Below are 15,596 nucleotides of genomic sequence, written 5' to 3'. Positions count from 1 at the left end.
TTTAGCTCATTAAAATCAATCAATTAAAAACCATAAAAAATCGTTATACCCACATTTTCTCAAAAAATTAGACCTTAGCCTAACAGGCATGCACAATTTGTTTTTAGGACGGTACAATCTGTCTAGTTTCGAACAAGAATTGAGCTTAAACCATGTTTTTAGATCGTATTCGTTTAGCGTCACTTCATGACAAAGTCATGAGCGCAGAACAAGCTGCTACTTTTATCCAAGATGGTATGACTGTAGGGATGAGTGGTTTTACTCGTGCAGGTGAAGCAAAAGCTGTACCTTTAGCACTTGTAAAACAAGCAAAGGAAAATCCTTTAAAAATCACGTTAATTACCGGTGCAAGTTTGGGTAATGACCTAGACAAACAATTGACTGAAGCTGGTGTGCTTGCTCGTCGTTTACCATTCCAAGTTGACAATACTTTACGTAAAGCCATCAACAACGGCGAAGTAATGTTCATCGATCAGCATTTGTCTGAAACGGTTGAACAAATGCGTAACCTTCAGCTTAAAAAGCCTGATGTTGCCATCATTGAAGCCATTGCGATTACTGAAGATGGCGGGATTATTCCAACCACTTCAGTGGGTAACTCTGCAAGCTTTGCCATTTTTGCTGAAAAAGTGATTGTCGAAATCAACACCAACTTAAGCCCTGCTTTTGAAGGTCTACACGATATTTATATCCCAAGCTATCGTCCAACACGTCAAGCGATTCCTTTAACTCAGGTCGATGAACGTATTGGTACACATGCCATCAATATCGACCCTGCTAAAATTGTCGGTATCGTGATTAACAATGAATACCATGATTCTCCATCAACTGTGACTGAACCAGATGATGAGACTCAAGGTATTGCAAACCACTTGATCAATTTCTTCGAACAAGAAGTTGCCGCAGGTCGTTTACCGAAAAATTTAGGTCCATTACAAGCCGGTATCGGTTCTATTGCCAATGCCGTATTAACGGGTCTTAAAGACTCAAACTTTGAAGATTTAGTCATGTATTCAGAAGTACTACAAGACTGTACTTTCGAATTGATTGATGCGGGCAAAATGAAATTTGCTTCAGGTAGCTCAATTACACTTTCTGCTAAATATGGCGAAAAAGTGTTTAACAACCTTGACGCATATAAAGACAAATTGGTGCTTCGCCCACAAGAAATTTCGAACCATCCTGAATTGGTTCGTCGTTTAGGTATTATCGGCATTAACACTGCACTCGAATTTGATATTTACGGCAACGTAAACTCAACTCACGTTTGCGGTACTAAAATGATGAACGGTATTGGTGGTTCAGGTGACTTCGCTCGTAATGCTCATTTGGCTATTTTTGTGACCAAGTCGATTGCAAAAGGTGGTGACATCTCTTCAATCGTACCAATGGCATCGCATATCGATCACTCTGAACACGATGTCGATATTTTAGTGACTGAGCAAGGTCTTGCGGATTTACGCGGTTTAGCACCACGTGAACGTGCGCGTGCCATTATCGACAACTGTGCCCACCCAATGTACCGTGATGCATTGAATGACTACTTTGACCGTTCTTGTGCAAAAGGCGGACATACCCCTCACCTTCTTCGTGAAGCATTGTCTTGGCATGTCAACTTTGAAGAGCAAGGTCAAATGCTTGTTGCTCAACCAGAAGCTAAAATTGCTTAAATAACCTCAATATTTCGTATAAAAAAGCGTACTTCAGTACGCTTTTTTATGGCTGAGATGAATGCTTGAAGTGCATGATGTCCTATCTTGATGCCTGACATTTCATTCAATCCAGCTCTCTATTTCAAAATCATAGCGAATTCAAATGCTATAAACGCTGTTCAATCGCTTTACGATTTTGCTTTTTAATTTGTTCTATTTCCGCATTCAACTGCAATATCTCTCCATATAAAGCATTAAATTGCTTTAAGGGTTGATCTTCATAAAACATAAACGTCTGCTGGTTTTTCTGCCATTTATTGTTTTTTAAAATCTCAAATAAAGCATCAGCCTTGCTTAATATCTGCAACTCTAATGCAAATAAAGCATGGGTTTGATCACTGTCCCGACTTTCACGTAAGCTATCTGCCAACTGATGTCTCAAGTTGGCTTTAATCGATAAATGCTTCGCTCGATCTAAAGTATCTTCTTCACGTTGCTGGGTTTGTTGTTGATACTGAGCGGTCAAAAGATGGACTTGTTTTAACATTTGCTCAGTTTCGATAAAATTCTGTTTCCGATCTTTCTCTAAACGATCAATATTTAAAAACTGATCCCAATGCAGCGCTTTGAGTTCACGTAAATACTGATTTCTTGCTTCAGCATTTTGAATCATATCGCTCAGGACAAAGTCCGCCATCACTTTATAATCGCCCTGCAAATGATTATCTGACACATTGATATCGATCGGTTTCGACCAATCTTGGGCTTGTTGATAAATGAGTTCTGCTTTTTCATACAATACTGTTTGATAGTCTTTAATTTGACTTAACTCGTCTTGTTGTACCGAATACTGATAAAACATCCAACCAAATACAGTACATGTCGCTAACGCTAAGATTAAAAAAATCTTTGGCATACGAGACTCCCTTCGACTGACTTTTCAATATGATAACGCGATTCAGAATACAACTGGTTATTTATTCAGCAAAAAGACTGCCATTTTTTGCTGCCAAATGAGCTTTTAATTCAACTTTCATGCTTTAAATTTTGCCAGCCACCCCCATCAATGTAGGCAAGAAAAGAGAAGAGATTGCTTATGCGCGTAGATATTTGGTCAGATGTGGTTTGCCCATTTTGTTATATTGGTAAAAAACGTTTGGAAGCGGCAGCGAAACAAGCGGGTGTAGAACTTGAAGTGCATTGGCACAGCTATGAACTTGATCCAGAAGCACCCACTCGTCAGGAAGTTTCAAATTCTGAACGCCTCGCGCAAAAATATGGACGCACCGTTGCCGATGTTGAAGATATGCAACGCAATATTGCCGCTATGGCTGCTGAGGAAGGAATCCAATTTAATTGGGAAAATGCCAACTCAGGGAACAGCTTCAATGCACATCGTATTATTCATTTAGCCCAAAGCAAAGGTTTAGGCTCAGAAGCCAAAGAAGCCTTTTTCTATAGCTATATGACACAAGGTTTATCAATTGGTGAACGTGAAACCATTGAAGACGTCGCTGCACGTATTGGACTCAATCCTGTTGAAGTCGAGGACGTGTTAGATTCAGAAGAATATGCTGACTTTGTTAAATTTGATGAAGAAGTCGCTCAAGATCAATTAAAAGTCACGGGCGTGCCTTTCTTTATCTTTGATCAACGTATTGCTTTAGCAGGCGCACAACCCCGCGAAGTCTTTTTACAAGTCTTTGAGAAGGCTTTAGCAGCACCTGAACAAGCCTCTATTGCTGCGGAAGATGCCGCTGTTTGTAAAGATGATACCTGTGATCTTCCAGAAAAATAATGCTATTTTTTTGATATAGATTGAGATAACTAATCATAAAAAATCCCCGAGTTCGGGGATTTTTTATGATCTGATTGATCCATCTAGTCGACCAAGAAACTAATTTTCAAATTAACTCGATATTCAGTAATTTTATTCTCTTTAATAATCACTTTTTGCTCATTAATCCAAGCACCTTGTACATTTTTTACCGTTTCCGTCACCTTGGTAATTCCTGTTTGAATGGCATCTTCAAAACTTTTTTGGCTACTCGAATTAACTTCAACGACTTTAGCGATGGCCATTTTAGAACCTCAAATTTTATTTTTTTGAAGCCTGATGTTAGGCTATTTTTTAAACAAAACATTCAACTTTAACATTACAGCGCAAAAACTTACAGAGAGAAACAATACGAGGTTTTATTCTTCGGGTCTTACAAAATACAACGTATCTATACAAGGCTTGGACACACAGACATGAACAATTCGCTAGGCTAATACGTGGAACATTTAAGTTCTGAACCATCTAACTTAAAAGAGGTCAATATGGACACTGAAACTCAAAATTCTGCTGTTGATTCTCCACCTGAACATCATTCATGCTCAAAATTACGTTTTTCACCTACGGTAAAAGGCGTATTCATTGGTGCGGTTGCTGGTGCTATATTATCCCTATTTGGCACTTTGAGTGGCGCTATTATTGGCGGTATTTCTGGTAAAATTTACGAGAAAAGATGTCATAACAAATGCCCTAAAAACTGATATTTTTAAACCAGTTAAGACAGCTTGTCAAAACACAACCTGTCTTAGAGCAAAAACTCTAAATACATGATTTATATAATAATTTAAACTCAACATTCATCTTTTATCTTTCTATTTTTTAGCCAAATTGATTATTTTTTGTTACTATTCACATGAAGTCTATTTTTTGCACTCTCTCCCTTTCGTCCATCTTATTTGGGCATTTTTCTCCTTTAAAGGACATCATGATGAATATCATTAAATCTCTTGTGGCTGTCGCTGTTTTGGCTATTTCTGTAAACGTATCTGCACAAATTGTTTTTATCCCCGATTTTCCTGTAAACAAAGCGGTTGAAAGCGTGAATACAGAGCAAAACGTACCTGCTGCTAAAACTGTGACTCAAGGAGCTGCTGAAGCTAAAAAAGCCGCTTAAAGTACCTCTGCTTTTCAAAAAACAGACTTGAGGTAATTGGGTCTGTTTTTTTATTTCTGCATCAAAGCTCTGCTGTTTAGAAAACACATCAATAAAAATCTCCAATTCAACTTCAGTTAAATCGATTCATCGAATAATTCAACTCGTAGTCAGCATTTTATCTCTTCAGCCATACTGAAAAACCGGATATTTATTGTTCAAAATTTACAATTTTTGTTTTTTATGTCTAAAGAATCTCAAAATATGACAATTTTTTGCATGATTTTTATTTTTAAATCCATATAATCAAAAGCATGACCTTCATCATTTCATCAAATGAAAATGTTTTCTTATGCAAGAACTTCAAGCACTGATTCAAGGTAAGATTCCTCCTCAAGCCATCAATATTGACCAGTTGATTGAGCTTGCTGAACGCTACCCTAAACCGATGTCTGCTGAATATAAATTACTTGAACTTGCCATCAATATTGTCTTGGCCAGTTATCTCGAAAAAGCACAAACACATCTTTAGAGGTCAGTTGATGAATGCCTTAGAAAAAGCGCTGCTGATCAAAGAATTAAATATTTTAATTGATGGGTTAGAACATCGATCATTATCTTTCTTTGAAATCGCAAAATCGAAATCACGTTTAACCGAAATTTTTGGCTTATGTGATGAGCCCATTTTTCAAAAACAAATTTTGAAGTTTAAATCCCATACTCAACCTGAAAAAGCAGCCTATGATTTCGCTGCGAATACCCTGTATAAGCTTTCTTTTCGTGGAGTATTTCTACAAGACTCTCTTTTAGAAAAAGCACTCTATCAAAATGCGGATGCGGGTTGGGCTATTTTGTATCATGCTCAAAAAGGTTGGCAAATTTGGTTAATTCCAACGCCAAACCGCACGGCTTTAGTGAGTGAATGGGGTTATTTAGAAAATATCTATCACTGGATGCTGGCACAACAACAGATCTATATCTGTTTACAAACTGATCATGAATTAAAACAACATGCCCTTTTAGAACATCAACGGGTTAAAGCATTGACCGAGACTGATTTGAATCTATTGATAGATCTCCTACCAGAGCAAAATCAGATGGATATACCCGATAGTCTGAATCAAGCGATTGAAACACTTGATCCTGATCAGCAAATCATCGCTATAGATTCAAAAGTACAGCACGATGAACTACGTGCTGCTCTGCATCCAGAACGACCATCCATATACAATGATCAGTCACAGGAACCCCCTGTATCGGCAACTTTAACCCCTCAAGAAAACAAGTTAGCTGAAAAGTTACCTAAAAATTCTGTTCCACAGACCTTGGCACTCAAGCAATATATTGCACATATTCACCCTCTTGACGATACCAATAAACCTGAGCAAGCGTTATATCGCTTAGAAATACGCAATGCGCCTGAAATCTCACAACATGTAGATTTATTATTGTATGGCCCAAATGTACAGCATTGGCAACAATTGCCGATTTATCTTGCCGAGCAAATCAATTCCCAAGGTCACTTTATTAAATATTTAGTGTTATTGGGTACAGAAAATCAAATGCAAGCCATTCGCTTAATCCATTTATTTACTGATCCATATCAGCATCAGCCATCCGCGATTAAAGAAATTTTTTGGAATCACTTACAAGACAGTTTTACTCATCTTGAAACTCTATTTGATAGCTATAGCCAAAAAGCCACGTTAATTTGGAATATTGACCGCTATACTCCTTTTATTCCCGTACAACTGATCCAAACACAAAAATTTATCCAGTTTGAGGAAAGTCCAGCACACAGCAAGACCCCACTACTGTTATTAAAAGAGCGGCATAAAATTCGTCTGATTCATGGGCAAAACCGCTTAAATCTGTCACGAACTGAATCTGCTTATCCTTATTTATTATTAGACCGTCATCAAGGCGTAAGTTGGCAGCTGATCCAAACCATTCTGACCCAGTTAGAGTCCCCAATTGACTGCCATCAATTATATGAAGCCATTGAAAAACATCTTTCAGATTAAGTTCTATTTTTGTAGCAAACGCTTGCTTTTTAGTCTCATTTTTTACAAGACTATTCAATTATCAAAAATAGAAGAGCAAGGATATGCCTCACATTAAAATAAATTTATCAAAACCACTTTTATTCATCTTCTTATCGGGGCTGGCGTATAGCTCAACGTGGGCAACGGTCACAGAATCTGTAACGGAGCAAAAAAACTGGCCTTTGCCAGCAACGGATGAAAACTTCAATTTGCTGTATCAACTGCCGAGTTGGATTGATGCAGCACCGACCTTTTTACCCCAGCAATCAGATGAACTTATGGTGCGCCCTATCCTCGAAACGGCAGATCGGACGTGGGTCGATCGTAAACAATTTCAAATTCGCAGCTGGGCAGATGATACTTCGCATAAAATTGACAATTGGTTTGGCGAAACAGATCCAGAAAAACCAGCCTCTGCAACATTACGCGTGATTGTGGATAACAGTTGGAATAAATACGATGGTTATGAAATTAAACCGCGTATTCGAGGCAGAATTAAACTGCCTACTTTAGAGCGTCAACTTAGTTTAGTTTTCGGGGATGATTCCTTAGACAATGAACTCGACAATAATGTCGCTATTACCAATGAAAACCCAGGTAACAGTAATGACAAAACCCTAGACCGACAACGTACTCGAGAAAATAACAGCTCTTTTGCCTTACGTTGGTCAGAGTTTTCTAAGCACCTGCCCTTCGAAACAGATTTAGATTTAGGTCTACGTTCAGGCAATGATATTTATCTACGTCTAAAAGCCTCTAAAGATTGGGCATTAGAAAATGATTTTAGTTTCCATGCTGAACAAATTTATCGTTATGGCATTGATAGTAAAAATTATTTAAGAACCAATATCGAGCTGACCCATGCGCGTCCAAATCAAGCATTCCTGTCGAATCAACTGAATCTTACTTATTCTGATGATCAAGAGGATGATTTAACTTGGGATAATAGTCTGTTTAGACAACATCAATTTTTCCATGAAAATAGCTTTAGTTATGGCATTTACACGGGCGGTTTTTTAAACAATAAAGATTTGCGTTTAAATAGTTGGGGTCCCTTCATTTCTTGGCGCCAACCTTTATGGCGGGAATGGTTTTATGTGCAAGGAAATTTAAACTATATGAATGATCATCGTGATGACCGTAGTCATTTCATTAGCACCTCTATCCGTTTGGAAGCCTTATTTTAATCGAGTGAGTGAACAACAATGTTGATGAATAAAAAAACCTCCCGCAGGAGGTTTTTTATTGTGAGCATAAAAATCTCAGTTATTTCAACAACAAACTGTTAATACGTTTGACATATGCAGCAGGATCCTCAGGTAAGCCACCTTCTGCAATCACCGCTTGATCAAAAATCACATGGGCTAAATCATCAAATTGGTTTGAGCTTTCCAGTTTTTTCACCAATGGATGTTCTGGGTTAATTTCTAGAGTCGGTTTACTTTCAGGAATTGCTTGACCTGCTTGTTTCAACATACGAACCAACTGTGGAGAAAGCTCACCTTCACTGGTGACTAAACATGCAGGAGAATCGACCAAACGTGTCGTAACACGAACTTCTTTGGTTTTGGTTTTTAAAGCATCAGACAGTTTATCGACCACAGGCTTGAATTGTTCAGCCGCAGCTTCAAGTGCTTTCTTCTCTTCAGCATCCTGCAAATCACCTAGGTCAACTGCACCCTTAGATACGTTCTGCATTGGTGTGCCATCGAATTCATTGACGAATTCCATCGCCCATTCATCGACACGATCCGCCATCAACAACACTTCAATGTCTTTTTTCTTAAACAGTTCAAGTTGTGGTGAGTTTTTCGCTGCATTTAAACTATCTGCGGTCACGTAATAAATGGCTTTTTGCCCATCTTTCATCCGTGCTTTGTAGTCTGCCAATGACGTTGAAATATCATCATTATTCGAGGTCGAGAAACGAAGGAGTTTTAAAATACGCTCGCGATTCCCAAAGTCTTCCCCCAAACCTTCTTTCATCACTGAACCAAATTCAGCATAAAACTGTTTGAATTTCTCTTGATCTTGTTCATCTTCCGACTTGGCCAAACCATCCAACATAGTCAAAATACGGCGCGTATTGCCTTCGCGAATGGTTTTAACATCGCGACTTTCTTGTAACAGTTCACGACTGACGTTTAATGGCAGATCAGCACTATCCACCACACCCTGTACAAAACGTAAATAATTCGGAATCAAATTATCCGCTTCATCCATAATGAAGACGCGTTTGACATACAGTTTAATGCCCGCTTTCGCTTCACGGGTGAACAGATTATTTGCTGCTTTGCTTGGCACATATAGCAATTGCGTATATTCAGTGCTCCCTTCAACGCGATTATGTGCCCATGCCAGTGGTGCATCAAAGTCATGGCTTAAGTTCTTATAGAACTCAATGTACTGCTCATCAGTGATCTCATTTTTATTACGCGTCCAAAGGGCACTGGCTGAGTTAATCGCTTCCCACTCGTCAGTCTTGACCATCTGACCACCTTGAGGAGTTTCACCTTCAGCAACCGCGTCTTCTTGCCAAACTTCTTTTTGCATTTCAATCGGCAAGCTAATGTGATCAGAATATTTATTGATGATCTGTTTCACTTTAGACGATTCTAAATAATCCACTGCATCATCACGTAAATGCAAAATGATATCTGTTCCACGTGAAGCCTTATTGATCTGCTCAACTTCAAAATCACCTGTACCCGTACTGATCCAACGTACAGCTTCGGCGGCATCTACACCCGCATGACGAGATTCAACGGTAATTTTTTCAGCAACAATAAAACCTGAATAAAAACCGACGCCAAACTGACCAATCAATTGCGCATCGGCTTTTTGATCACCCGACAATTTAGACATAAAGTCTTTGGTGCCCGATTTAGCAATCGTACCCAGATTATCAATCGCTTCTTGCGCCGTTAAACCAATGCCATTGTCTGAAATAGTGATGGTTTTATTATCTTTATCTAAACTGACACGCACATGCAGATCAGGATCATTTTCATAATATTCAGGATGGTTGATACCTTCAAAACGTAACTTATCACATGCATCTGAAGCATTTGAGATCAGTTCACGTAAGAAAATTTCAGGATTTGAATACAGTGAATGGGTCACTAAATGTAGAAGCTGGGCAACTTCTGCTTGGAAACTATGTTTTTTTGCACTTTGTTCGGTCATCATCATTCCTTAAATTCATTAAACACTTTTATCGAATGCTTAATGAATTGGAGTGATTAGCGCAATTTTCAATAGCAGCCGATAAATTTTTCTTAAAAAGGACCATGTTTATAAACACGATCCATATACATATCTAGCTTTTGCTGGCGCATCTTATACACTTCACTTAAACAACTGCTCGAACTGCCACATTGATCTCGCAACTGTAACCACTTGACTTGTTCATTCTGAATCACGCCTCGTGTTCCCATAGGGACTAAACGCTTAATAATATTATAGGTTGTGGCCATTTTTACATCAGCATCATTGACCACTCGATACTCACAAATCGCATGTTCCGTCTGTGTCCGTGCTTTGTCACAATTAAAACTTGCTGCATAAGTAGCAACATTAAAAGCACTACATAAAAATAAAGCAGCACATTTCCATATTTTCATTTTTTTCTGCCTTTTTATTTGATTATCTTTCTGCGGTTATTTTAGCAACAAGCCTGTCATTAAATAAGATATTTTTGCTCAATTACAGTAGTTTACTCCAATACTTTAAGCGCAATTAAAAAACCCATCAAAAGATGGGTTTTTAAAAGGCTAATTCAAATTCTAATGTTTAGAATTTATAGCTATAACCAAGGGTATAAACCCACGGATTTACTTCAAGATCACCTAACGTTACTTTAGTACCGTTAGCTGTTTTTGCTGTTAATTCAGTTTTCACATTTGCATAACGGGCATCTACAAACACACCCCAATTTTTCGCATCAGCGGGTTGAAAATTAAAGCCGATCTGACCAGCAACACCATAGGCTACCTCAGCATCTAAACTTTCTGCACCAGTTGCAGTTTTAGTTGTTTGAGATAATTCTTCGTCCCAAGGTATAACGACAGTCGCACCTACACCAATGTATGGTGTAAAACGAGTTGAGTTTTTAAAATTATATTTCGCTGTAATGGTCGGCGGCAAGTGTTTAAAAGATGCTGCATCTTCGATTGGACCAATGTTTACATCATGATCAAAAGGTAATGCGAGCAATAACTCTACTGAAATTGGTGAATTATTAAAAAAATATTCAACAGATGGAGTGAAATTAACTTGATTGCTGACTTCTGCTTTTAATGGCGTGACTACACCACCGACAGGAACATTTAATGTACCGTTGTCATCATTTTGTGGTGCCAAAGCAGAAGCACCTAATTTAACTTGCCAATCACCAGCCATCGCTGAAGCAGACAACCCCAATAACACAATAAAAGTAGCTTGTTTTAACATTTTAAATAACTCAAGGAAGAATAATAACAATAAATTCGAACATTAATTAATAATAAACATGAGTGTAATTAATATGCAATAGTTACGAATTAATAATAATTTTATTTATTTTTAAGTTGTTGATAGTAATTGATATTTATTTTAATCAGACCAACTTGGTTGGTTTTAACACCAACCAAGTTAATCATATTTTTTATTATATTCCGAGTATAAAGCTTGGTTTTATTATAATGAGTTATTTAAATATTTATTTAAAATACATCTATTAACATTATATGTAAATTAAAATATTGGTTTCAGTTAAAGTACCATTGCGGCAATCCATCCAAACACCAATAACGGAATATTAAAATGAATAAATGTAGGAATTACACTGTCTTTCATATGGTCATGTTGTCCATCCATATTTAAACCAGAAGTAGGGCCTAAAGTTGAATCTGAAGCGGGAGAACCGGCATCACCTAGTGCTGCTGCTGTACCAATAATAGCGATCGTTGCCATAGGGCTAAAACCAAATTGAATACAAAGCGGGACATAAATAATCGCTAAGATTGGCACTGTTGAAAAAGAAGACCCGATGCCTAAAGTAATCAGCAAACCGATGATCAACATTAAGAAAGCAGCCAAAGCCTTACTATCGCCAATCCATTGAACTGAAGCCTCAACCAAAGCAGGCACTTGATTCGTGGCTTCAATCACAGCAGCAAAACCTTGTGCAGCAATCATAATGAAGCCGACCAATGCCATCATCCGCATGCCCGTAATAATAACGTCGTCCGCCTCTTTCCATTTAAAGATGCCGGCACAACTCAAAATTGCAACACCGACCAGCCCTGCTAAAATCATAGAGTCAGAATACAACTGAACCGTTAATGTTGCCAAAACAGCAAAGGCAGCCATAAACAAAGTAAATTTAGCGATTTTAGGTACTGCATCATCGGCTTCATCAGTGGTCATCTCACCCGTAATGCTATGCACTTTTTGTTCTACTTTAACATCTTGATAATATCGTGGTTTACGATAACTAATAAATAATGCAATCAACAAACCAACAAACATACCAGATACGGGAATCATCATGGCATGTGGAATTTGTTCATTGGCAATCACAAATCCATAAGGTTTACCAAAAGTATTAATATTCTGCGCTAAAATATCGTTAAGGAAAATAGCACCAAAACCTACAGGAATAAGCATATACGTTGCACATAAACCAAAGGTCAATAGGCAGGCAACTGCACGTCGATCTAAGTTTAAATGGTTAAATACCCCCAATAGAGGCGGAATCAATACCGGAATAAAGGCAATATGCACAGGAATTAAATTTTGAGAAGATACTGCGGCTAAAGCAATGGTCACAAAAATAATATACTTCACTTTATTTTGAGATTTGATGTCACTATCTGCTTTTAAAGTTCGAATTAGCTTATAAGCCAGTAAATCAGGTAAACCTGAGCGGGCCAAAGCTAAAGCAAAGGCGCCCAGCACACCATAGGCTAAAGCAATTTTAGCGCCACCACCCAAACCATTATTAAAAGCATCTAAAGTTCCCTGTAGACCCAAACCAGCCAATAATCCACCAGTCACGGCACCAATAATTAGTGCAAATACAACAGGCACACGGGCTAAAGAAAGCCCGAACATGACCACGATAGCAGCGATAATTGCAATCATAAGAAAAGATTTTTGAAAAAGAGGCATTTTATCAGAATTTAATCAAAATATTGCTCCTCAATCCCCTTGCTCACCAAGCTAAAGTATATTTTTCCACTAAGTTCACATTACTCAATGCGCAGCAGTATGCTGCTGTGCGAACGTTTTAATATAGTCTGCAATTTTTTCTGGCTGACTTAAAACTGCCCAATGATTGGCATCAATTCCAACACGCTGGAATTGTTCTGCCCATTTTGGCATTTCATCAATCAATTCAGGGCTAACAAAATGATCTCGCTGTAGCACGATCGCCTGTACGGGACATACGGCAAAACGCTGCCGAGGCTGCGTTAAACGCGGAATAAAATTAGCACGATATAAGCCGATTCCATGTTTCCCATCTAAGGTGATATTCGTATTTAAAGGTAAGTCTTTTTGACCTTCTAACTGCTCCAGTACTTTAGCCCACTTGTGAGGCGTAAAAAAATTCCAAACTGTCGGTGCAAGCAAAGGCAACTGAAAAACGGCAATATACCAAGATTTACTTAATTGCTTAAAAAATTTGCCTTTGTGCTGTTTAAATTGATTTCGCATTGCAAAAGCCGCGTGATCTAAACAAGGACCTGAAATCGTACTATAAGATAAAATTCGGGTCTTAAATTTCGCTTCGGTGACTGACTCCCAAGACTGAATCGAACCCCAATCATGTGCAGCTAAATGAAAAGGACGATCTTTTAATACTGCATTGACCACACTTTCTAAATCTAAAGACAACTGTTCTAAACGATAATCACGAATACGTGTTGGAATAGAGGATTGCCCTGCTCCACGTACATCATAAGTAAGAATATAAAAATCTTGTTTTAGTTGCTGAATGATCAGCTCCCATACCTCTTGATTATCAGGATAACCATGTACCAAAACTAAGGCTGGTTTGTCATCACTGCCCCATGTTTTCACATAAAGACGGTGTTGGTCTTGGGTATTTACCCATTGAGTCTGCGCTTCCATGTTCTTCCTTTCTTGTTATTGGCGATTTATTGCAGCATTTTGACAACGAAACCAATACTGCCGTACAAATTTTGTTCTAGTATGGTCTGAAACGATAAAAAAACAATTGACCTAAATATGCCTTTTAACAAAACCACGGACAATTTCAGCCCGTTCTAAATCTTTTATTCGCCCCCAATGCCTCATATCATAGGGCAAATATTGCAGTTGATGAGATGAATTAAGGAACGATCATCTGCGCGTACGAGTGCTTTTAATAAGCAAAGATCATAAAAAAAGTGCTTGATCAACAAGCACTTTTTACTTCATTTCAAATGTGTAATTAGCGTTTTTTCTGTTCAATGGCGGCTCCCGCACCGCCACCAATCGCACCGCCAATCGCAGCACCAGCATTTCCGCCAATGACACTTTTACCTACAGCAGAGCCAATTGCACCACCGACACCACTATAGGTTGCATTACGGTTAGAACCGCCTTGGGTTTTACTGCCCACAGCAGCCCCAGCACCACCACCAATCGCTGCACCAGCACCACCACCGATGCTATTACCGACACCACCACCAATTGCACCACCTAAAGCAGCAGTACCAATACGCTGTTCATTGGCTGACATACTTTCACAGCCTGTAAACATAATCGTAGACAGCAGTACAGCAGAAATTAAACCGATTGTTTTTTTCATATCCACGACTCCTCTACTTTATAATTAAAGCCTAATCTTATTTTCTGTAGCAAATGATCAGATTATGTAATTACCATACGTGCATTCTTTTCATTTTGTAAGCTAATTTTAACTCAAATACTCAAAGATCAATTCAATCAATACAACTTTAACTGTTCCACTTAAGCATCCGAAAATCAGTTAAAGTATTCCAATTGATCCATGATCTGATAACAAAAAATTTAAAGCGCTGTTTGCTTAAACAAGAAGGATAGTCAGGATGAAAAAACTTCTTTTGTCGATATTTATATTACTGTGCTGCAATCCAACAGCCTATCCCAATGATCTTGATACGAATGTAACCACCAAAACTCAATCTTTAAAAAATATTGCTTATGGACATCATCCTCAACAAGCGATGGATGTCTATTTCCCTGTCAAAGCCTTAACAGATAAAACTCCAGTACCGTTAATCGTTATGGTACATGGTGGTGCTTGGAGCAGAGGTGATAAAAATAATGCAGCGGTGGTCAAAAACAAAGTGGATTATTGGACAAAACAAAATTGGATTTTTATTTCTATCAACTATAGATTAGTTCCTGATGTGACAGTACAGCAGCAAACCCAAGATATTGCAGAAGCACTCATTTATATCCAGAAACAAGCACCCAATTGGCATGCTGACTCAAAACGCTTGGTTCTCATGGGCCATTCATCAGGTGCACATTTAGTTAGCCTACTCACAACTCGTCCCCTTTGGCTGACATCACAACCCCAGCCTTGGCGTGCTACGGTTGCTTTAGACAGTGCCGCTTATCATGTCGAAAAAATTATGCAAACTCGACATGCACGTCTTTATGACCAAGCCTTTGGTGATCAGCCCTCAAACTGGCGGGCGCTGTCTCCGACATTCCAACTACAACAAGCACTACCTGCATTTCTCGCGGTTTGTTCGACCACTCGTCCAGACCAACCTTGTGCGCAGGCACAGCAATTTATTCAACAAGCACAAAAACTAGGGACTAAAGCTCTGTTATTGCCTCTCCCACTTTCACATATTGAGATCAATAAATCACTCGGAAAAAATAATCCATATACTCAAGCGGTGGATCAATTTATACAAAGCAATTCATTTACGATTGAATAATCTGAATGTGATTTTATTAAACATACAGATTCTTTGCGCAGCAAT

At 38.4% G+C, this 15,596-nt stretch carries 16 protein-coding genes; 8 read left to right on the top strand and 8 right to left on the bottom strand.

The window, feature by feature from the left end; all coding sequences use genetic code 11:
• The first annotated feature begins 152 nt into the window (after positions 1–152).
• Positions 153–1,670: an acetyl-CoA hydrolase/transferase family protein gene (locus tag BLV99_RS08150; protein ID WP_092689509.1), complete on the top strand. Its 1,518-nt coding sequence runs from the start codon at positions 153–155 to the stop codon at positions 1,668–1,670.
• 148 nt (positions 1,671–1,818) lie between these two features.
• On the opposite strand, the gene BLV99_RS08145 is transcribed toward BLV99_RS08150, so the two are convergent.
• Positions 1,819–2,568 (bottom strand): hypothetical protein, encoded by a 750-nt coding sequence (locus BLV99_RS08145; protein ID WP_092689507.1) that lies wholly within the window; start codon positions 2,566–2,568, stop codon positions 1,819–1,821.
• A gap of 180 nt (positions 2,569–2,748) precedes the next feature.
• Here BLV99_RS08145 and BLV99_RS08140 point away from each other — a divergent pair, with 180 nt between their 5' ends.
• The gene (locus BLV99_RS08140; RefSeq protein WP_092689504.1) at positions 2,749–3,450 is read left to right on the top strand and encodes a DsbA family oxidoreductase; all 702 of its coding nucleotides are present in this window, start codon (positions 2,749–2,751) and stop codon (positions 3,448–3,450) included.
• A gap of 83 nt (positions 3,451–3,533) precedes the next feature.
• On the opposite strand, the gene BLV99_RS08135 is transcribed toward BLV99_RS08140, so the two are convergent.
• Positions 3,534–3,734 (bottom strand): dodecin family protein, encoded by a 201-nt coding sequence (locus BLV99_RS08135; RefSeq protein ID WP_086164744.1) that lies wholly within the window; start codon positions 3,732–3,734, stop codon positions 3,534–3,536.
• Positions 3,735–3,974: 240 nt separating this feature from the next.
• On the opposite strand from BLV99_RS08135, the gene BLV99_RS08130 reads away from it, so the two are divergent.
• From BLV99_RS08130 to BLV99_RS08110, 5 genes are all read left to right on the top strand, one after another.
• Positions 3,975–4,190, top strand: a complete 216-nt coding sequence (locus tag BLV99_RS08130) for a hypothetical protein (RefSeq protein WP_086184342.1) — start codon at positions 3,975–3,977, stop codon at positions 4,188–4,190.
• Positions 4,191–4,417: 227 nt separating this feature from the next.
• Positions 4,418–4,603 carry a hypothetical protein gene (locus BLV99_RS08125; RefSeq protein WP_092689501.1) on the top strand — a complete coding sequence of 62 codons (186 nt, stop codon included), beginning with the start codon at positions 4,418–4,420 and terminating at the stop codon, positions 4,601–4,603.
• A 331-nt stretch (positions 4,604–4,934) separates the two neighbouring features.
• On the top strand, positions 4,935–5,114 hold the full coding sequence (locus BLV99_RS08120) for a hypothetical protein (RefSeq protein WP_086164747.1): 180 nt from the start codon (positions 4,935–4,937) through the stop codon (positions 5,112–5,114).
• Positions 5,115–5,124: 10 nt separating this feature from the next.
• Positions 5,125–6,606, top strand: a complete 1,482-nt coding sequence (locus BLV99_RS08115) for a hypothetical protein (RefSeq protein ID WP_092689499.1) — start codon at positions 5,125–5,127, stop codon at positions 6,604–6,606.
• Between the two features lie 83 nt (positions 6,607–6,689).
• Complete coding sequence (locus BLV99_RS08110) at positions 6,690–7,814, top strand: hypothetical protein (RefSeq protein ID WP_092689497.1); 1,125 nt, start codon at positions 6,690–6,692, stop codon at positions 7,812–7,814.
• Positions 7,815–7,893: 79 nt separating this feature from the next.
• Here BLV99_RS08110 and htpG read toward each other — a convergent pair whose 3' ends face one another.
• The 6 genes from htpG to BLV99_RS08080 form a co-directional block, all read right to left on the bottom strand.
• On the bottom strand, positions 7,894–9,813 hold the full coding sequence (gene htpG / locus BLV99_RS08105) for a molecular chaperone HtpG (protein ID WP_092689722.1): 1,920 nt from the start codon (positions 9,811–9,813) through the stop codon (positions 7,894–7,896).
• Positions 9,814–9,905: 92 nt separating this feature from the next.
• Positions 9,906–10,250 carry a lysozyme inhibitor LprI family protein gene (locus tag BLV99_RS08100; RefSeq protein WP_092689495.1) on the bottom strand — a complete coding sequence of 115 codons (345 nt, stop codon included), beginning with the start codon at positions 10,248–10,250 and terminating at the stop codon, positions 9,906–9,908.
• A 169-nt stretch (positions 10,251–10,419) separates the two neighbouring features.
• Positions 10,420–11,079 (bottom strand): OmpW/AlkL family protein, encoded by a 660-nt coding sequence (locus BLV99_RS08095; protein ID WP_086184347.1) that lies wholly within the window; start codon positions 11,077–11,079, stop codon positions 10,420–10,422.
• Positions 11,080–11,379: 300 nt separating this feature from the next.
• Positions 11,380–12,753, bottom strand: a complete 1,374-nt coding sequence (locus tag BLV99_RS08090) for a Na+/H+ antiporter family protein (RefSeq protein ID WP_092689719.1) — start codon at positions 12,751–12,753, stop codon at positions 11,380–11,382.
• A gap of 111 nt (positions 12,754–12,864) precedes the next feature.
• Complete coding sequence (locus tag BLV99_RS08085; protein ID WP_092689492.1) at positions 12,865–13,743, bottom strand: alpha/beta fold hydrolase; 879 nt, start codon at positions 13,741–13,743, stop codon at positions 12,865–12,867.
• A 322-nt stretch (positions 13,744–14,065) separates the two neighbouring features.
• Positions 14,066–14,425, bottom strand: a complete 360-nt coding sequence (locus BLV99_RS08080) for a DNA transfer protein p32 (RefSeq protein WP_086164754.1) — start codon at positions 14,423–14,425, stop codon at positions 14,066–14,068.
• 259 nt (positions 14,426–14,684) lie between these two features.
• On the opposite strand from BLV99_RS08080, the gene BLV99_RS08075 reads away from it, so the two are divergent.
• Entirely contained in the window at positions 14,685–15,551 is an 867-nt protein-coding gene (locus tag BLV99_RS08075) for an alpha/beta hydrolase (protein ID WP_092689489.1), read from the top strand.
• Positions 15,552–15,596: the final 45 nt, after the last annotated feature.

The sequence above is a fragment of the Acinetobacter kyonggiensis genome (assembly GCF_900107285.1).
GTDB lineage: Bacteria > Pseudomonadota > Gammaproteobacteria > Pseudomonadales > Moraxellaceae > Acinetobacter > Acinetobacter kyonggiensis.
The sequence above is the reverse complement of the archived record's forward strand: the minus strand, read 5'-3'. Positions and strand labels throughout refer to the sequence as shown.